Annotated in this window: 18 protein-coding genes; 11 read left to right on the top strand and 7 right to left on the bottom strand. The window is 63.6% G+C overall.

The features are described from left to right. The first annotated feature begins 28 nt into the window (after positions 1–28). From IE126_RS16480 to IE126_RS16470, 3 genes are read left to right on the top strand one after another with little or no spacing between them, the layout of a single operon-like run. Positions 29–697 carry a Tim44/TimA family putative adaptor protein gene (locus tag IE126_RS16480; RefSeq protein WP_054304195.1) on the top strand — a complete coding sequence of 223 codons (669 nt, stop codon included), beginning with the start codon at positions 29–31 and terminating at the stop codon, positions 695–697. Beyond that, positions 697–1,725, top strand: coding sequence for a murein transglycosylase A (gene mltA / locus IE126_RS16475; protein WP_189381639.1), 1,029 nt, complete (start codon positions 697–699; stop codon positions 1,723–1,725). The genes IE126_RS16480 and mltA overlap by 1 nt, the downstream gene beginning before the upstream one ends. A 3-nt stretch (positions 1,726–1,728) precedes the next feature. Further along, a complete protein-coding gene (locus IE126_RS16470; protein ID WP_108130346.1) occupies positions 1,729–2,331 on the top strand; it encodes a Smr/MutS family protein in 603 nt (200 codons plus the stop codon). Here the strand turns inward: IE126_RS16470 and IE126_RS16465 are convergent. From IE126_RS16465 to hslV, 3 genes are read right to left on the bottom strand one after another with little or no spacing between them, the layout of a single operon-like run. Next, positions 2,328–3,452 (bottom strand): alpha/beta hydrolase, encoded by a 1,125-nt coding sequence (locus IE126_RS16465; RefSeq protein ID WP_189381638.1) that lies wholly within the window; start codon positions 3,450–3,452, stop codon positions 2,328–2,330. The genes IE126_RS16470 and IE126_RS16465 overlap by 4 nt on opposite strands. Before the next feature lie 58 nt (positions 3,453–3,510). Then, positions 3,511–4,809 carry an ATP-dependent protease ATPase subunit HslU gene (gene hslU, locus IE126_RS16460; protein WP_189381637.1) on the bottom strand — a complete coding sequence of 433 codons (1,299 nt, stop codon included), beginning with the start codon at positions 4,807–4,809 and terminating at the stop codon, positions 3,511–3,513. Continuing rightward, positions 4,806–5,363 carry an ATP-dependent protease subunit HslV gene (gene hslV / locus IE126_RS16455; protein ID WP_054304200.1) on the bottom strand — a complete coding sequence of 186 codons (558 nt, stop codon included), beginning with the start codon at positions 5,361–5,363 and terminating at the stop codon, positions 4,806–4,808. Before hslV ends, hslU begins: the two co-directional genes overlap by 4 nt. Positions 5,364–5,500: 137 nt before the next feature. On the opposite strand from hslV, the gene IE126_RS16450 reads away from it, so the two are divergent. After that, positions 5,501–6,472, top strand: coding sequence for a glycosyltransferase (locus IE126_RS16450; RefSeq protein ID WP_229825593.1), 972 nt, complete (start codon positions 5,501–5,503; stop codon positions 6,470–6,472). On the opposite strand, the gene nagA is transcribed toward IE126_RS16450, so the two are convergent. From nagA to IE126_RS16430, 4 genes are read right to left on the bottom strand one after another with little or no spacing between them, the layout of a single operon-like run. After that, on the bottom strand, positions 6,469–7,596 hold the full coding sequence (gene nagA / locus IE126_RS16445; protein WP_108130342.1) for an N-acetylglucosamine-6-phosphate deacetylase: 1,128 nt from the start codon (positions 7,594–7,596) through the stop codon (positions 6,469–6,471). The two genes, IE126_RS16450 and nagA, sit on opposite strands and share 4 nt — an antisense overlap. Continuing rightward, a complete protein-coding gene (locus tag IE126_RS16440; RefSeq protein WP_189381635.1) occupies positions 7,596–8,621 on the bottom strand; it encodes an SIS domain-containing protein in 1,026 nt (341 codons plus the stop codon). The genes nagA and IE126_RS16440 overlap by 1 nt, the downstream gene beginning before the upstream one ends. Further along, a complete protein-coding gene (locus tag IE126_RS16435) occupies positions 8,618–9,388 on the bottom strand; it encodes a GntR family transcriptional regulator (RefSeq protein WP_108130340.1) in 771 nt (256 codons plus the stop codon). The genes IE126_RS16440 and IE126_RS16435 overlap by 4 nt, the downstream gene beginning before the upstream one ends. Then, positions 9,388–10,218 (bottom strand): BadF/BadG/BcrA/BcrD ATPase family protein, encoded by an 831-nt coding sequence (locus IE126_RS16430; protein ID WP_189381634.1) that lies wholly within the window; start codon positions 10,216–10,218, stop codon positions 9,388–9,390. Before IE126_RS16430 ends, IE126_RS16435 begins: the two co-directional genes overlap by 1 nt. 154 nt (positions 10,219–10,372) lie before the next feature. Here IE126_RS16430 and IE126_RS16425 point away from each other — a divergent pair, with 154 nt between their 5' ends. The 7 genes from IE126_RS16425 to IE126_RS16395 all read left to right on the top strand — a co-directional run. After that, complete coding sequence (locus tag IE126_RS16425; RefSeq protein WP_189381633.1) at positions 10,373–11,257, top strand: N-acetylmuramic acid 6-phosphate etherase; 885 nt, start codon at positions 10,373–10,375, stop codon at positions 11,255–11,257. A 42-nt stretch (positions 11,258–11,299) separates the two neighbouring features. Beyond that, positions 11,300–12,556, top strand: coding sequence for an ABC transporter substrate-binding protein (locus IE126_RS16420; protein WP_229825591.1), 1,257 nt, complete (start codon positions 11,300–11,302; stop codon positions 12,554–12,556). A gap of 82 nt (positions 12,557–12,638) precedes the next feature. After that, a complete protein-coding gene (locus IE126_RS16415) occupies positions 12,639–13,559 on the top strand; it encodes a carbohydrate ABC transporter permease (protein ID WP_054304208.1) in 921 nt (306 codons plus the stop codon). Between the two features lie 10 nt (positions 13,560–13,569). Further along, on the top strand, positions 13,570–14,409 hold the full coding sequence (locus IE126_RS16410; protein WP_054304209.1) for a carbohydrate ABC transporter permease: 840 nt from the start codon (positions 13,570–13,572) through the stop codon (positions 14,407–14,409). After that, complete coding sequence (locus IE126_RS16405; protein WP_189381631.1) at positions 14,406–15,428, top strand: Gfo/Idh/MocA family protein; 1,023 nt, start codon at positions 14,406–14,408, stop codon at positions 15,426–15,428. The genes IE126_RS16410 and IE126_RS16405 overlap by 4 nt, the downstream gene beginning before the upstream one ends. An 11-nt stretch (positions 15,429–15,439) precedes the next feature. Further along, positions 15,440–16,438 (top strand): ABC transporter ATP-binding protein, encoded by a 999-nt coding sequence (locus IE126_RS16400; protein WP_189381630.1) that lies wholly within the window; start codon positions 15,440–15,442, stop codon positions 16,436–16,438. Positions 16,439–16,670: 232 nt separating this feature from the next. Continuing rightward, positions 16,671–17,252: BapA/Bap/LapF family prefix-like domain-containing protein (locus IE126_RS16395; protein ID WP_407646048.1), on the top strand; the 582-nt coding region annotated here is incomplete at its 3' end.

Genomic DNA, 17,252 nt, shown 5'->3' with positions numbered 1-17,252 from the left:
CAACCACCAACCGACGTGCCGAGGCCAAATGAACAACGCGCTGATCCAACTTCTTGTCCTTGCCGGGATCGCGGTCTTCCTGATCCTCAAGCTGCGCAGCGTTCTGGGCACGCGCGAAGGCTTTGAAAAGCCGCCCTTGCCGCCCGAGGAAGCTGCCCGGCCAGACCCGGTTCAGCAGCGTAAATTCGATGTGATCGAGGGCGGACCGGATCGCGACATCACTGATCATGTGCCCGAGGGCAGCCCCGCTGCCGTCGCGCTTGCCGCGATGAAACAGGCGGAGCCGTCGTTTTCGGTCAACACTTTTCTTCAGGGTGCCCGCGGCGCCTATGAAATGATCCTGATGGCGTTCGAGCGGGGCGATCTGTCGCAGGTTAAGGCGTTCCTGTCGCCGGACGTCTACGACAGCTTCGCTTCGGCTGTGCGCGCGCGTGAAGAACAGGGTCTGACGGTCGAGGCAAGCTTTGTCGGCCTGCGGGAAATGGGGCTGAACGATGCCACTTTCGATCAGACCACGCGCGAGGGTGAAGTGACGGTGCGCTTTGTCGGAGAGCTTACCTCGGTCGTTCGCAACAAGGCTGGCGAAGTGATCGAAGGCAGTCCGACCGAGGTGAAGCGCCAGCGTGATGTCTGGACCTTCGCGCGCCGTATGGGTGCCGCCGATCCCAACTGGCAGCTTGTCGCGACCGGGGAGTGATGGGTGCCGCTCGCGCCTTTCTGCTCGCGGCAATTCTTGCCGTCGGTGCGGCGATGAGCGCGCAGGCACAGATCCTGTCCTTTCACGATCTCGACGGCTGGGAAGAAGATGATCAGCGCGCGGCGCTGAAGGTCTTTCAGGACAGCTGCGATTTGCTGAAGGAACCCGAATGGGGGCCGATCTGCAAATTCGCGACCCAGGCGGGGGCAAGCCCCGCCTCGGCTCGGAAGTTTTTCGAGCTTTTCTTCCGTCCGCTGGTTATAGGCACACCGCCTGCCCTCTTCACCGGATATTATGAGCCGGAGCTGCACGGATCGCTCACGCGGTCACCAAGATATGCCTGGCCGATCTATGGTCGTCCGCCGGAACTCCGTGACGGCATGCAGTTTCACAGCCGCGCGGCCATCGAAGGCGGTGCACTGCGCGGACGCGGGCTGGAGCTTGCCTGGCTGGAAGATCCGGTTGAGGTGTTTTTCTTGCAGATTCAAGGATCTGGCCGCATCCGTCTGCCTGATGGCCGTGTAATGCGGGTGGGATATGCGGGCAAGAACGGCCACCCCTACCGCTCGGTCGGGCAAGAGATGATCCGTCGTGGCACGCATACGCCTGATCAGGTTTCGGCGCAGGCGATCCGGTCCTGGGTGCGATCTAATCCTGGCACGGGAATGGATCTGCTGGATACCAACCCCTCTTATGTGTTTTTCCGCCGACTGCCCGATCTTGCACCAGAGAAGGGTCCGATCGGCGCGATGGGCCGGTCCATCACGGGGATGCGGTCACTGGCGGTCGACCCGGCGCATAATCCGCTGGGTGCACCGATCTGGATCGAGAAGACGGGCCGCGCACCGCTGCACCGCCTGATGGTGGCGCAGGATACTGGCGGTGCGATCAAGGGCGCGCAACGTGCCGATATCTTCTACGGGACGGGCGATGCTGCGGGTGATGCGGCGGGGGCGGTCAAGGACGGCGGGCGTATGGTCGTACTTCTGCCCATCGACCTTGCCTATGCGCTTTACCCCGAGGGCTGAGCCATGGCCCGCCGTCGCAGCCTTCGCCCGGACGAGCGCGAGCTCTGGCAGGCCGTGGCCCGCACCGCGCGGCCGATGCATGGTGGCAACCACCTGCCTCCGGCCGATGAAACGCCGGAGGCGCCGCTGCATCGGCCCGAGGTGCAACCCACCCCGCCGGAACCAGGCCTGAATCGCTTTCGCATCGGCGAGCGCAGCAAGACCGAGGCGCGGCACGATCTGCAACCTTCCTTGCCGGATCGTCTTACTGCCCAGCCTGTCCAGATGGATCACAAGCAGCATGGCCGCATGATCCGTGGCAAGCTGGTGCCCGAGGCGCGGATCGACCTACACGGCATGACCGTCGCTGAAGCCCATCCCGAACTCATCCGTTTTGTGATGAACAGCTGGTCTCAGGGGCTGCGGCTGGTTCTGGTGATCACCGGAAAGGGCAAACCCGGGCCGGATTTCGGCCCCATCCCGCAGCGTTATGGCGTGCTGAAACATCAGGTGCCGCACTGGCTGCGCCTGCCGCCACTCGGTCCCTGCGTGCTGCAAGTGACCGAGGCGCATCTGAAGCATGGCGGAACAGGGGCTTACTACGTCTATCTGCGGCGCGGGCGCTAGTTCGCCAGTTCCTCCGCCACCGCGCCCACGGGCCGGAGCACGATCTGCGTGGCGCTTTGCACCGTCAGCACGACTCCGGGCAGCAGACCCACCTTGCCGCGCTGATCAGATCCGAAAGCCGCGTCCACATCCCCGATCCGGTTCATCAGCTGGATCAGCGCCGGGCTGTCACCGAGGTTGAAGTGTCCTGCACCTTCGGAAAATGCCACGGTATCAAGGAAGGTGACCTTCAGATCTGCGACGCGCGAAATATCGCGCAGGTTCCCCAGCCGCTCCGGGGCGCCCGTGAGCTTGGCTGAAATATTCAGCAATGTATCGCGGTCGGACCCGAAGATGAGGAAGGGCTGCGGCAATGTCCCGTAGGCACGGGCCTGCGTGCGGAACAGATCCACGTCGATATCGGGCGAGATCAGAATCACGCCAGAAATGCGCCGCATCAGATCCTTGTTGTTGCGGATGGCGACCTGACGCAGCGCCTCCATCGTGAGGGCAGAGCCCATCGAATGTGCGACAAGCACGATCCGCTCCGCGCCAGCATCGGCGGCGCGGTCCATCAGCTCCTCCAGCCCGTCGCGGGCAAACATCGAGGAATCGCGATCCGCCACATAACCCAGCGGATTTCCGGCGGAAGGCCAGGAATAGTGCAGCGTCACGCCCGGCATGTTCAGGTCATGGCTCAACTGGGCGATTCGATACAGGCCCTCGGCAAAAGTGTTATTGAAACCATGGACATAGATAACCGCATCCCGCTTGCCGCGGGGCAGGCTGCTCAGAGCGGTGGACAAATCCTTCTGGAAGGTCGCCGCATTCGGATGGATGAGCTGTTCCGTCGTCAGGAAGTCCTTGGCCGGATCAGGCTTTCCGCCGCGCCGGGGGAAGGTGATCGACCCGAGCTTGCGTTCCGGTGGTACGGAAATCTCGAACCGGGCGAAATGCTCGGTCTCTGACCGCTGCCTGCCGAAGGTGCCGGTTTCAGGGTCGATCTGTCGTGTTGTCGCGACGAAAATCTCTTCGACGGCGCCAACCTCCGCCGCCGCCGGGTCCAGTGTGATCGCGCCCCGCGGTGAACAGGCGACCAGAAGTGTCAGGGCGATGCCAAGGGCAATACGATGGGCGGTCACGAGAAAACTCCTGCTACGCCCAAGGCATTGCCGATTTGACGCCGCGCGCCAAGAGGGATCAGAGGACGTAACGGCTCAGATCGGCGGATTTCGCCAGCGCCCCCACATTCTGTTCAACAAAGGCACCGTCAACCACAACCGTTTCACCAGCGCGGTCCGGGGCGGTGAAGGACAGTTCTTCAAAAACGCGTTCCAGAATCGTGTAAAGCCGCCGCGCGCCGATATTCTCGACGCTGCGGTTCACGTCGGCCGCAATCCGGGCCAGCGCGGCGATCCCGTCTTCGGTAAAGCTGACCGTCACCTCTTCGGTGGCCATCAGTGCGGCATACTGACGGGTCAGCGCATTGTCCGTCTCGGTCAGGATGCGGACAAAATCGCCCTCGGTCAGCGCCTGCAATTCTACCCGGATCGGCAGACGACCCTGCAATTCCGGCAGCAGATCCGAGGGTTTGGCCACATGGAAGGCACCTGAAGCGATGAACAGGATGTGGTCGGTTTTTACGGGGCCGTATTTGGTGGAAACCGTCGTGCCCTCGATCAGCGGCAGCAGGTCGCGCTGCACACCTTCCCGGCTGACATCGGCGCCACGGGCATCGGCGCGGGCGCAGATCTTGTCGATCTCATCCAGAAAGACGATGCCGTTTTCCTGCACCGCTTCCAACGCAGCGGCCTTGACCGCCTCGTCATCCAGCAGTTTGTCAGCCTCCTGCCCCAGCAGAATGTCATAGCTGTCCGCCACGGTCATTTTCTTGCGGGTAGTGCGGCCACCGAAGGCTTTGAACAGGTCTTGAAGGCCCTGCATCTGCATTTCCATGCCGTTGCCACCGCCCATCATCATCGGGAAAGGGGCGCTGTCGGCCACATCCAGCTCGATCATGTTCTGATCCAGCTCGCCGGACTTGAGCTTCTTGCGGAACATCTCGCGTGTCTGTTCACGGGCGTCCTTGCCGGCGATGGCCTCGATCACCCGATCCTCGGCGGCCTTGAGCGCGCGGGCCTTCACATCCTCGCGCATCCGCTCGCGCGTTTCGATCATCGCTGCATCCACCAGATCGCGGATGATGCTGTCCACATCGCGGCCCACATAGCCCACTTCGGTAAACTTCGTCGCCTCAACCTTGAGGAAGGGCGCGCGGGCCAGCCGGGCCAGACGGCGGCTGATCTCGGTCTTGCCGACGCCGGTAGGGCCGATCATCAGGATGTTCTTGGGGTAAACCTCGTCGCGCAGGTCATCGCCCAACTGTTTGCGCCGCCAGCGGTTGCGCAGCGCAACGGCAACCGCACGCTTGGCATCGGCCTGCCCGATGATGAAACGATCCAGTTCCAAGACGATCTCGCGCGGGGTGAGGTTGGTCATTTCGCGATCCGCTCCACCGTCAGATTTCCATTCGTGTAAACGCAGATGTCCGCTGCGATGGCCATGGCCTTGCGGGCGATGGTTTCGGCGTCGAAATCGGTCTGCATCAGCCCGCGCGCGGCGGCGAGCGCGAAGTTGCCGCCCGATCCGATGGCGGCGATGTCATGCTCCGGCTCCAGCACGTCACCTGCGCCGGTGATGACAAACAGGTCCGCACCGTCCGTCACGATCAGCATGGCCTCCAGATTGCGGAGGTATTTGTCCATCCGCCAGTCTTTCGCCAGATCGACGCAGGCACGCGCCAGCTGACCCGGTGCGGTTTCCAGCTTCTTCTCCAGCCGCTCCAGCAGGGTGAAGGCATCGGCGGTCGATCCGGCGAAGCCGCAGACCACATCGCGCCCGCCAGGCGACAGCCTGCGCACCTTGCGGGCCGTGCCCTTGATAACGGTCTGGCCCAGGCTCACCTGTCCGTCGCCCGCCACCACCACCTCGCCGCCGCGCCGGACGGCCAGAATGGTGGTTCCGTGCCAGCCGGGAAACTTGTCGTCTGCCATTGCGCATCCTCCTGCCGGCAATATGGCGCCGGGGCGGGGCGGCCACAACCCCGGTGCCGGTTCTGCAATCTTTACATCCGGGTGATCTGTGCTAGTGGCAGGCAAACGCCCTGCGCGCGGAGATGTATCAGTTGGACGTGGAATACAGGACGCCCGGCAATGGTTTGTGTGCCGTTGTGGTGACCTTCAACCGTTTTGCTCAGATCACCCGGACGGTGGAACGGCTTCTGGCCGGGCCACTGGACCGTTTGATCGTGGTCGACAACGGTTCGACCGATGGCTCGCGCGAATGGCTGGCGGCGCAGCCGGATGCGCGGCTGGATGTTCTGGAAATGGCGGAAAATCTTGGCGGGGCAGGCGGGTTCGAGGCCGGGCTGCGCCATGCGGTTACCACCTGCGATCCTGACTGGATCGTGGTGATGGACGACGATGCACGGCCAGAGCCAGGTGCACTTACGGCGTTTCTGGAAACGGACAAAAGCGGCTGGGATGCAGTGGCTGCGGCGGTCTATTATCCCGACGGGCGGGTTTGCGGCATGAACCGGCCGGTGCTCAACCCGTTCTGGCACCCTTCGATCTTCCTGCGCACCATGGCGGGCGGGGGACGGGCGGCCTTTCACCTGACGGATGCGGATTATGTGAAAGACGCGCCCACGCCGGTGGATGGCGGGTCTTTCGTCGGTCTCTTTCTGTCGCGCCGGGCCATCGGCCTTGCCGGCTTCCCCGATGGGCGGCTGTTCGTCTATGCCGAGGACGGGCTTTATTCCATGGCGATCAGCCGGGCAGGCGGGCGGATCGGCTTCTTCCCCGGCATCCGGTTCGAGCATGATTGCTCGACCATCGGTGCGAAAGGCCAGTTCACCCCGGTCTGGAAGACCTATTTCTATCACCGCAACCTGCTTTTGCTTTACAAACAGGCGGCGGGCCTGTGGTTCTGGCCCGCGCTGGCGGTGGTGCTGCCGAAGTGGCTGTTGCGGGGCATGGCACAGGGTGAAAACCGCCGCACGTTCCTGCGGCTTCTGGGCTGGGCGGTGCGCGACGGGTTGACCGGCCGCGTCGGCTGGCGCCTTGATGACCTGCTGGCCGAGATGCGGCGGCGGGGCGTCTAAAGCCAGACGCCGCCGTGACAGGTGGCTGTCAGGCTGCCATCCGGCCCAAGCACCACGAGATCCGCCGCTCGCCCCGGAGCGATTGCGCCGTAGCGGTCTTGCAGGCCCAGCAGGCGCGCGGGTTCCGCGCTGGCCATGCGCAAGGCGCGTTCGGGTGGGATCCCAACATCGCGGATGAGAATACGGATCGCCTCGGCCAGTGTGAGGTCGGCCCCGGCGAGCGTGCCATCCTCCAGCGTCAGCCGCCCGTCCCGGCGCAGCACGCGGCGTCCGTTCAGCAGCATTTCAGTGGCGTCTGTGCCCGCGAAGGCCATGCAATCGGTCACGAGGAAAATCCCCTCGCGTCGCGCCGCCAACGCCATGCGCATCACCGCCGGATGGACATGGATCCCATCGGCAATCAGCCCTGCGAAAGCATCACCATCAAGGATCGCCCCGGCCAGACCCGGTGCGCGGTTTCCGATCTGGCTCATGGCGTTGAACAGATGCGTGGCGCAGCCCGCTCCGGCAGCAAAGCCTGCCCGTGCGGTGTCATAGCTGCAATCGCTGTGGCCAAGGCTGACGATCACGCCCGCTTCGGCCAGCGCCGCAATCTGGTCCAGCGTCACGCTTTCGGGGGCCAGCGTCACCATCAGAACGGGCAAGCGCCGCGCGGCCTCGCAGAGGCGCGCGAGGTCTTGCGCCTCCATCGGCCGGATCAGCGCGGGGTCATGCGCGCCCTTGCGGCGCGGGTCCAGGTGCGGGCCTTCCAGGTGCAGGCCCAGAAAGCCGGGCATCCGGGCCTCCGCTGCGGCAATGCCTGCCCCAATCACGCGGGCGGTGGTTTCGGCGGTATCGGTGATCAGCGTGGGCAATACCCCTGCGGCCCCCAACCGCAGATGCGCCGCGCAAACCTGACGCAGCCCCTCGACCGTGGTTTCCGAGCCCACCAGATGCCCGCCGCCACCGTTGACCTGAAGGTCCAGAAACGCGGGTGCGATGGTTCCCTCGACCGGGCGGGCATCAGCGGGCGCCGTGTCTGCCGGGATCAGCGCGGCGATCCGGTCGCCTTCGATCACCAGCGCTGCATTTTCCCGAAAGCTTTGTCCGTCAAAAATCCGGGCCCCCGTCAGAACCTGTCGCATCAGACTGTCTCCGTCACCTTGCGGAGATGCGGCGGGGTGTCGGGGTCAAAGCCGCGACGGCGGGCCAGCCCCTCGACGAAGGCATAGAACCCCGCGATCAGTACCAGAGGTGCCACCAGCGGATGCAGCCCGTCGACCGATGGCAGCGTGGTCGCGCCCTCGACCTCGGCGCCGGTCACGAAAACATCGGCGCCCTGCGCTGTCAGCCGTGCGGCGGTCGCCGTCAGTTGCGGCAGAGCGGCATCCTCGACCCCCAGCGCCACAACCGGAAACTGGGCCTGCACGATGGCGGCGGGGCCATGCAACACCTCTGCCGCGCTATAGGCTTCGGCATGGATGCCCGAGGTTTCCTTGAACTTCAGCGCTGCCTCGCTGGCCACGGCGAACCCCGGCCCCCGGCCCAGCACGAAGGCCGAGTTCGCCCGTGCCAACCGCGCCGACAGCGGTGACCAGTCCAGCGTCACGGCGCGGGACAGCGCCTCTGGCAGCCCGGCGACCGCTGCGCGCAGCGCCTCATCCTCGCGCCATTCCGCCAGCAGGGCGAGCCCGGCCAGCACGCTGGTGACGAAAGTCTTGGTGGCGGCCACACTTTTCTCTTCGCCCGCCTGCAAGGGCAGGCAATGGGCCGAGGCCTGCGCCATCGGACTGTCGGCATAATTGGTGATGGCGATGGACAGTGCTCCGCCTTCGCCCGCCGCGCGCATCATTTCCACGATGTCCGGGCTGCGGCCAGACTGTGAAATCCCGATACAGGCCGCCTGCCGCAGCTTCAGCGGGCGCTTGTAGATCGAGGCGACCGACGGCCCGACCGAGGCGACGGGAATGCCCGCCTCCAGCTCGATCGCATATTTCAGGTAGGTTGCCGCATGATCGGACGAGCCCCGTGCGACGGTGGCGATCAGGCCGGGGTCAGTGCGGCGCAGTGCCGCCGCCGCCGCGACCACGGCAATGCGCGACCGTTCCAGAAACCGGGCCGCCGCTTCGGGGATTTCGACCACTTCGCGGGCCATGTGGCTGTCGGTCATTCGGCTTTCCTTTCGCCCTCGGGGGCAAGTTTCAGTTCCACGGCGAAGTCATAGGCATCGCCGCGATAAAGAGAGCGGGTGAATTCCACCACCTTGCCACCGGGCAGGTAGGAAATCCGCTCGATCCGCAGCCCGGCGACCCCGGCGGGCACGTCCAGAAGTTCGGCGTCACGGGGTGTCACGTTGACAGCGGAAATGCGTTGCACGGCACGCACCGGGCGCAGGCCGCGTGCCTGCAATTCGGCATAAAGTGAGGTCGTCACCCGCTCCGGTTCGGGCAGGATCGCCTGCGGCAGCGAGGCGCGCTCGATGGCCAGCGGCAGGCCGTCACTGGTGCGCACCCGTTCCAGCCGGGCCACACGCTCATCAGCGGCAAGGCCCAGTGCCATCACTTCCTCGGGCGAGGGGCTGTGGAGGGCACGGGACAGCCAGCGGGATTCCGAGTTCAGCCCGCGCCGCCGCATATCCTCGGTGAACGAGGTCAGCAGTGACAGCGCCTGTTCCAGTTTCTCGACCTTTGGCGCGACGAAAGTGCCGGAGCCGCGCCGCTGCACCAGCTGGCCAGAGGCGACCAGCGCCTCCACCCCTTTACGGACAGTGACCCGCGAGAGGCCGGTCATCGCCGCCATCTCGCGTTCGGCTGGCAGGCTGTCACCGGGTTTCAGGCGGCCCGAGGCGATGGCCTCTGCAATCCGGCGGTGCAATTGCACATATAGCGGCCCGGCGCCGGTATCGTCAAACCCCTCGGGAGAAAACAGGTGATCCATCACGCCTCCTCCAGTGCCAGTCGCACCGCCCCGTCCAGACCCGAGCCGAGTGGTGCGCGGATTTCCCACAGTTCGCTGAGGTGTCGGGCATAAGACGGTCCGAGGCCACCCAGAAATACAAGCGGCAGCCTGTCCCCCGCCTGAAGCGTTTCAACGATGCCGCGCACTTCTTTCACCGCGTCTTCGAAAATGCGCCGGGCTGCCGGATCGTCGCTTTGCACGATGCGGGGGGCGAGGGCGGCAAATTCTGCGGGTCTGGCGCGAAAGCCGAAAGTTATGATTCCCTCGATCCCGCCAAATTCGCCGAGGACTTCGGCCAGAAGTGGTGTCATCGGGGCAAAGCCGTCATCGGCGCGCAGGGCTTCGGCCAGCAGGGTGCGACCCAGAACGGCGCCGCTGCCCTGATCGCCCAGAACAAAACCCCGTCCGCCAAACTGCCGCATAACGCCCGCACGCTGGACGGCAAAAACCGATCCGGTGCCCATGGCCGCGACGATCCCATCCGCCCCACCCAAAGCGCCGCGGGCTGCGGTCACGGCATCTGTGACGATGCGGATGCGGGCGAAGGGCAGCATCTGGTGCAGGTGATCCACTGCCGCGCTGATATTCGCGCCCGCCAGCCCCAGCACGGCCACAAGATCGGTTTCCGCAATGGTGTGGCCGGACAGGGCCTGTCTGGTGGCCGTCATGATATTGGCAAAGGTCCCGGTGACGTCGGTGTTCACATTCGCAGGCCCGGCCGCGCCCAGCCCCAGAATGGTGCCCGCGCTATCGGCTACAGCCGCGCGACATCCGGTGCCGCCACCATCGATTCCCAGAAAGACGACCATGCTGCTCCTCACGCTGCATATAAAATACCAAAACAATACCAAATGAAAAGGGGAAAGTTCACATCTCTGAAAAACAAGGGATTTCTGTAAGATTGAAGATTGTTCTTTACAATTGGTATTGGTTTGGCATTATCCAGAGGCAAGGGGGAATCACATGGCAATACGCAGCACCGAAGCACGTCATCCACAATCCGAAGGGCTGCACGCGCGCCCGGCGGATGAGGTGCTTGCCCTGCTTCTGGATGCGCAGGTCGCGGCACTTGCGGCGGTGCGTCCGGCGCTTGCCGCGCTGGAACGTGTGGCTGACGCCGGGGCTGAATCGCTGCGTCGGGGCGGGCGCCTGGGCTATGGCGGGGCGGGCAGCTCCGGGTTGATGGCGCTTGCGGATTGCCTGGAGCTTGCGGGAACATTCGGCCTGTCGCCGGATCGCACGCCGATGATGTTTGCCGGGGGGGCCGCTGCGCTGCTGCATATGACGGGCGCGGTCGAGGATGATCCGGCACTTGCATTGGCGGATCTTGAGGCCTCGCGCCTTGGCGCGGGCGATGTGCTGCTGGTCCTGTCGGCGTCGGGCACGACGCCCTACGCGCTGACGCTGGCCGAGGCCGCGCAGGCGCGCGGGGTGACGGTGGCGGGCTTTGCCAATGTCGCAGGTTCTGCGCTGCTGGCGCGGGCGGATCTGCCGGTCCTGCTGGAAACCGGGGCCGAGGTTGTTTCCGGTTCCACCCGGATGGGGGCAGGAACGGCGCAGAAAGCGGCGCTGAACATGGTGTCGGTGCTGATCGGGCTGCGCCTTGGCCATGTGCACGACGGCTATATGGTCAATGTGATCGCCGACAATGCCAAGCTGCTCGACCGTGCGGCGCGCATCGTCGCGGCGGTCGCACGGGTCAGCCGGGCAGAGGCTGACGCCGCATTGTCACAGACTGAAGGCGCGGTGAAGCCCGCGATCCTGGTTGCGCAGGGCCTGTCGCCCGCAGAGGCGCGGGTCGCGCTGGATCGCAGCGGCGGGCATCTGGCCGAACTACTTGAACGATAACAGCCACAGGGCCGGAACAAGGCCCGCATCAGGGAGATGACGATGAAAAGAACCATGCGTTTCGCGCTGCTGGCGAGCACCATGCTCGCAGGGGCGGCACAGGCCGAGGATGTCACGCTGACCATCGAAAGCTGGCGCAACGATGACCTGTCGATCTGGCAGGATACCATCATTCCGGCTTTCGAGGCGGCCAATCCGGGTATCAAGGTGGTCTTTGCCCCTTCCGCCCCAGCGGAATACAATGCTGTCCTGAACTCGAAGCTGGATGCCGGTTCGGCGGGCGACCTGATCACCTGCCGCCCATTCGACGCCTCGCTGGAGCTTTACAACAAGGGTCAGCTTGCCGACCTTTCGGGTCTCGCCTCGATGGCGAATTTCTCGGATGTGGCGAAATCGGCCTGGCAGACGGATGACGGCGCGGCCACGTTCTGTGTGCCGATGGCATCGGTGATCCACGGCTTCATCTACAATGCCGATGCTTTCGCCGAACTGGGTATCGAAGTGCCCAAGACCGAGGCCGAGTTCTTTGCCGCGCTCGACAAGATCAAGGCGGATGGCACCTATATCCCGATGGCGATGGGCACCAATGACCAGTGGGAAGCTGCGACCATGGGCTATCAGAACATCGGTCCGAACTACTGGAAGGGCGAGGAAGGCCGCAAGGCGCTGATCGCAGGCACCCAGAAGCTGACGGATGAGGACTGGGTCGCACCCTATCGCCAGCTGGCGAAATGGAAGGACTATCTGGGTGACGGGTTCGAGGCGCAGACCTACCCGGACAGCCAGAACCTGTTCACGCTGGGCCGCGCGGCGATTTACCCGGCCGGGTCGTGGGAAATCTCGGGCTTCAACGCGCAGGCCGGGTTCAAGATGGGCGCCTTTGCCCCGCCGGTGCCGGCTGCCGGGGATGATTGCTACATCTCGGATCACACCGACATCGGGCTGGGTATGAATGCGAAGACGGCCCATCCTGACGCCGCGAAAGTGTTCCTTGACTGGGTAGGCTCGCCCGAATTTGCGAAACTCTACGCAAATGCCCTGCCTGGCTTCTTCTCGCTGAATTCCACCCCGGTGGAGATGGAAGATCCGCTGGCCAAGGAGTTCGTGGGCTGGCGCGAGACCTGCAAGCCGACGATCCGGTCCACCTACCAAATCCTGTCGCGCGGCACGCCGAACCTTGAGAACGAGACCTGGAACGCCAGCGCCAATGTGATCAAGGGCACCGAGACCCCGGAAGATGCCGCCAAGCGGCTTCAGGATGGGCTTGCCAGCTGGTACGAGCCGCAAAAGGCCAAGTAAGGCTGTTCTTGCGGAGAGGCCGGGGGGCTGTCTGCCCCCCGGACCCCCCGAGAGTATTTTTCAAGAAGCAAAGGGGACGGTCATGGCGCAGCGGAAGCCTGTTCGCTGGCATATCGTGGTATTTCTGGCACCTGCGGTGTTGGTTTATACAGCGCTGATGATCGTGCCGCTGTTCGGCACGCTGAACCTGTCGCTGTTCAATCTGGACGAAACCAAGACGCGGCTTTTCGTGGGGCTGGCGAATTTCGCGACATTGTTCGGTGATCCGCGTTGGTCAGGGGCGTTCTGGAACGCGCTGGCGAACAACGCCTGGTTCTTCCTGGTGCATATGCTGGTGCAGAACCCGGTGGGGATCTTGCTGGCGGCGCTGTTGTCTTCGCCCCGGTTGCGGTTCTCGGCCTTCTATCGCACGGCGATCTTCATTCCGACGATCCTGAGCTTTGTCATCGTGGGCTTCGTGTGGAAACTGATCCTTTCGCCGATCTGGGGGATTGCGCCGGGGATGCTGGATGCGGTGGGGCTGAAGAGCCTGTTCGCGCCCTGGCTGGGGAAAGAGGAATATGCGCTGACGACGCTGGCCCTGATTTCGGTCTGGCAGTTCGTGGGCATTCCGATGATGCTCATCTATGCTGCGCTGCTGTCAATCCCGGATGAGGTGATCGAGGCGGCAGAGATGGACGGGGTGACCGGCTGGTCGCAGTTCTGGAAGATCAAGCTGCCACTGATCCTGCCGTCGATCGGGATCATCTCGATCCTGACCTTTGTCGGCAACTTCAATGCATTTGACCTGATCTATGTGGCGCAGGGCGCGCTGGCCGGGCCGAATTTTGCGACCGACATCCTGGGGACGTTCCTCTATCGCACTTTCTTTGGCTTCCAGTTGCAACTGGGCGACCCGCATATGGGGGCGACGATTGCGACGGCGATGTTCGGGATCATCCTTGTCGGCGTCTGTTTCTACCTGTTCGCCATCCAGACGCGGCTGCGCCGCTATCAGTTCTGAGGGGGCCACCATGAGCCAGGCACGCCATTCCACCGCCCGCACCTTCGGGGCGCATGCCATCCTGATCACCTATACGGTCATCGCGTTGTTCCCGGTGTTCGTGACGGTCATCAACAGCTTCAAGTCACGCAAGGCGATCTTTGCCGATCCGCTGGCCCTGCCCGGACCCGCGACCTTCGATCTGGTCGGCTATCAGACTGTGCTGAAGCAGGGCGACTTCTTTCAATATTTCCTGAACTCCATGTCGGTGACGGTGGCGAGCCTGTTCTTCGTGCTGATGTTCGGCGCGATGGCGGCCTTTGCCCTGTCGGAATACAGGTTCCGCGGCAATCTGCTGATGGGGCTGTATCTGGCGCTGGGCATCATGATCCCGATCCGGCTGGGCACCGTGGCGATCCTGCAAATGATGGTGGCAAGCGGGTTGGTGAATACGCTGACGGCGCTGATCCTTGTCTATACTGCGCAGGGCCTGCCGCTGGCGGTGTTCATCCTGTCGGAGTTCATGCGCAATGTCTCCGCCGATCTGAAGAATGCCGGGCGCATTGATGGCCTCAGCGAATACACGATCTTCTTCCGGCTGGTGTTGCCGCTGGTCCGGCCCGCCATGGCAACGGTGGCGGTGTTTACCCTCATCCCGATCTGGAATGACCTGTGGTTCCCGCTGATCCTGGCGCCGTCCGAGGCGACGAAGACCATCACGCTGGGCAGCCAGGTGTTCATCGGGCAGTTCGTCACCAACTGGAACGCGGTGCTGGCGGCGCTGAGCCTCGCCATCGTGCCGGTGCTTGTTCTGTATCTGATCTTCTCGCGGCAGCTGATCCGCGGCATCACAGCGGGGGCAGTGAAATGATCCGGATTCTTGTTGCCGGCCTTGGAAACATGGGGCAAAGCCATGCGCTTGCCTATCATAATGACCCTGCCTTTCAGATTGTCGGGCTGGTGAACCGCTCGGTGCCGGATCTGCCCGAGGCGTTGCGCAGCTACCCGCTGAGCCATGATTATGCCGAGGCGCTGGAGCGGCTGAAGCCTGATCTGGTTTGTGTAGCCACCTATTCCGACAGCCATGCCGATTACGCCGTGGCGGCGATGGAGGCGGGCGCGCATGTCTTCGTCGAAAAGCCGCTGGCGACGACGGTGGCCGATGCCGAACGAGTGGTGGCGACCGCCACGCGACTGAACCGCAAGCTGGTGGTGGGCTATATCCTGCGCCACCATCCAAGCTGGCAGCGGCTGATCGCGGAAGCGCGCGATCTGGGCGGGCCCTATGTGTTCCGCCTGAACCTGAACCAGCAATCCTCCGGCCCGACCTGGGAGGTTCACAAGGCGCTGATGCAGACCACGCCGCCCATCGTGGATTGCGGGGTGCATTACGTCGACGTGATGTGCCAGATCACCGATGCCGCGCCGGTGGAGGTGCGGGGGATGGGGCTGCGGCTGTCGGACGAGATTGCGCCGGAGATGTATAACTACGGCCATTTTCAGGTGCTGTTCTCCGATGGCTCCTGCGGCTGGTACGAGGCCGGCTGGGGCCCGATGATGAGCGACACCGCCTTCTTCGTGAAGGATGTCGTCAGCCCGCGCGGTGCCGTTTCGATCCGTATGCCCGAAAGCGCGCGGTCAGATGATATCGACACACATACCAAGACCTCCACTCTGCGCATTCATCGCGTGGGGCAGGGGGATGAAGACCTGAACATGACCGATGAACCCGGCCATCAGGCGCTTTGCGACCGCGAACAGGCTTTCGTCGCGCGGGCGATCCGCGAAGACCTCGACCTTGGCCGCCATATGACCGATGCCGTCCGGTCGCTCGCCATCTGCCTTGCGGCGGATGAAAGCGTGCGCACCGGCCATCCCGTGAAACTGTAAGGAACCGCCCTGTGGGAACGCTCAATCTGACCAAAGTGACGAAATCCTTCGGCGCGACCGATGTCATCAAGGGTGTCGATCTGACGGTGAACGATGGCGAGTTTTGCGTCTTCGTCGGCCCGTCCGGTTGCGGTAAATCCACCCTGCTGCGGATGATCGCAGGGCTGGAGGATGTAAGCTCCGGCGATGTGATGATTGACGGGCGGCGGGTCAACGATGTGGCGCCCGCGAAGCGCGAGATTGCCATGGTGTTCCAGAGCTATGCGCTTTACCCGCATCTGACCGTGCGCGACAACATGGGTCTGGCGCTGAAGCAGGCCGGGGTACCGAAGGCCGAAATTGCGCAGGCAACCGACAAGGCCGCTGCCATGCTGTCGCTGGATGCCCTGATGGAGCGGCGCCCGGCGGAGCTTTCGGGCGGGCAGCGCCAGCGGGTTGCCATCGGCCGGGCCATCGTGCGGCGGCCCAAGCTGTTCCTGTTCGACGAGCCCTTGTCGAACCTTGATGCCGCGCTGCGGGTGCAGACCCGGATCGAGATTGCCCGGCTGCACCGCGATCTTGGCGCGACCATGATCTATGTGACGCATGATCAGGTCGAGGCGATGACTCTGGCCGACCGGATCGTTGTTCTGCGGGCAGGCCAGGTCGAGCAGGTCGGTGCCCCGATGGAGCTTTACAACAATCCGGCGAATACCTTCGTCGCGGGTTTCATCGGTTCGCCCCAGATGAACTTCCTGAACGGCGAGGCGCTGGGCCTGCGGGCGGCAACTGTCGGTGTCCGGCCTGAGCATCTGACGCTGGATCGCGGTGCCGGGAAGCTGGTGGCGAAAGTCAGCCACCTCGAAAAACTGGGCGGCGAAACTCTGGTTTATGTGGTCAATCCGACACATGGTCTGATCACCATCCGGCTGTTTGGGGAACATGAGTTCGCGGTGGATGAGGAAATCTCGCTCAACTATGACGAGAATAAACTGTTCTTCTTCGATGAAGATGGCCAGAGATTGTATTAGTCCTTCCAGTTCCCTCTATATATAGGCTCTGGATTTTCTGAAGGCTTATCTGGTCTCCGAAGCAACAAATGTGGCCAGAATATGGGGAAATTGGAAGAAAATGCGGCACAACCATTTCTGCCCCCTAGAAATTGTGCCGGTCCGCGCGTATTGATGGTGGCAATCGGACCCCGATAACGGGGCCATAACCCATCATCCGGGCATTATCCCGGATTTGAGGCGGAGCAGTAAAATGGTGCAAGCGATTAAGTTCGCTGTCCGCAATTCTGCGGGCGGTGTCGTGCAGGGCACGGCAGGTGGAAGTGGAAGCAATTTCATTCAGGTAGGGTCCGGCGAGCAGGTCTCGTTGCACCTCGCGCATTCCAGCGTCGTAGGATACGAGCGCAAGGGCGCCGATCTGATCGTGAAACTGGTGGATGGCCAGACGGTCGACCTCGCCGGGTTCTTCGATGCAGACCCGGGCCGGGTGAACCGGCTTTACCTTTCGGCTGATGGTGAAGTCAGCGAAGTGCTGCTGCAAGACAGCGGCGCAAATGGCGTGATCTATGCCAGCTATGGCCCGGTCGACGCCTGGAACAAGTTTTCCACTCTCGACGACATCCGTTTTGCGGAAGCCGACAACTATGCCGCTGCTGAAATGGTCAGCGACGAGCCGGCTGGTATGGGCTTCCTGGCCCCCGGCCTGCTTGGTGGTGGCCTTGGCGCAGGCGCGCTTGCGGCCGGTCTGATCGGTGGCGCTGCCCTTCTGGGCGGCGGTGGCGGTAATGGCACTGACGGCACCGGCGACGGCGACGGCGACGGAGATGGTGACGGC

This window comes from Gemmobacter nanjingensis, assembly GCF_014652195.1.
Lineage (GTDB): Bacteria > Pseudomonadota > Alphaproteobacteria > Rhodobacterales > Rhodobacteraceae > Gemmobacter > Gemmobacter caeni.
Note: the sequence above shows the minus strand (reverse complement) of the source record. Positions and strands in the feature narration are given on the sequence as shown.

Excerpts from the sequence above, each read along its gene's own strand:
- IE126_RS16470 (WP_108130346.1), top strand. The coding sequence starts at position 1,729 with ATGGCCCGCCGTCGCAGCCTTCGCCCGGACGAGCGCGAGCTCTGGCAG.
- IE126_RS16410 (WP_054304209.1), top strand. The coding sequence starts at position 13,570 with ATGAGCCAGGCACGCCATTCCACCGCCCGCACCTTCGGGGCGCATGCC.
- mltA (WP_189381639.1), top strand. The coding sequence starts at position 697 with ATGGGTGCCGCTCGCGCCTTTCTGCTCGCGGCAATTCTTGCCGTCGGT.
- IE126_RS16480 (WP_054304195.1), top strand. The coding sequence starts at position 29 with ATGAACAACGCGCTGATCCAACTTCTTGTCCTTGCCGGGATCGCGGTC.
- IE126_RS16430 (WP_189381634.1), bottom strand. The coding sequence starts at position 10,218 with ATGGTCGTCTTTCTGGGAATCGATGGTGGCGGCACCGGATGTCGCGCG.
- hslV (WP_054304200.1), bottom strand. The coding sequence starts at position 5,363 with ATGGCAGACGACAAGTTTCCCGGCTGGCACGGAACCACCATTCTGGCC.
- hslU (WP_189381637.1), bottom strand. The coding sequence starts at position 4,809 with ATGACCAACCTCACCCCGCGCGAGATCGTCTTGGAACTGGATCGTTTC.
- IE126_RS16425 (WP_189381633.1), top strand. The coding sequence starts at position 10,373 with ATGGCAATACGCAGCACCGAAGCACGTCATCCACAATCCGAAGGGCTG.
- IE126_RS16440 (WP_189381635.1), bottom strand. The coding sequence starts at position 8,621 with ATGACCGACAGCCACATGGCCCGCGAAGTGGTCGAAATCCCCGAAGCG.
- IE126_RS16420 (WP_229825591.1), top strand. The coding sequence starts at position 11,300 with ATGAAAAGAACCATGCGTTTCGCGCTGCTGGCGAGCACCATGCTCGCA.
- nagA (WP_108130342.1), bottom strand. The coding sequence starts at position 7,596 with ATGCGACAGGTTCTGACGGGGGCCCGGATTTTTGACGGACAAAGCTTT.
- IE126_RS16405 (WP_189381631.1), top strand. The coding sequence starts at position 14,406 with ATGATCCGGATTCTTGTTGCCGGCCTTGGAAACATGGGGCAAAGCCAT.
- IE126_RS16435 (WP_108130340.1), bottom strand. The coding sequence starts at position 9,388 with ATGGATCACCTGTTTTCTCCCGAGGGGTTTGACGATACCGGCGCCGGG.
- IE126_RS16415 (WP_054304208.1), top strand. The coding sequence starts at position 12,639 with ATGGCGCAGCGGAAGCCTGTTCGCTGGCATATCGTGGTATTTCTGGCA.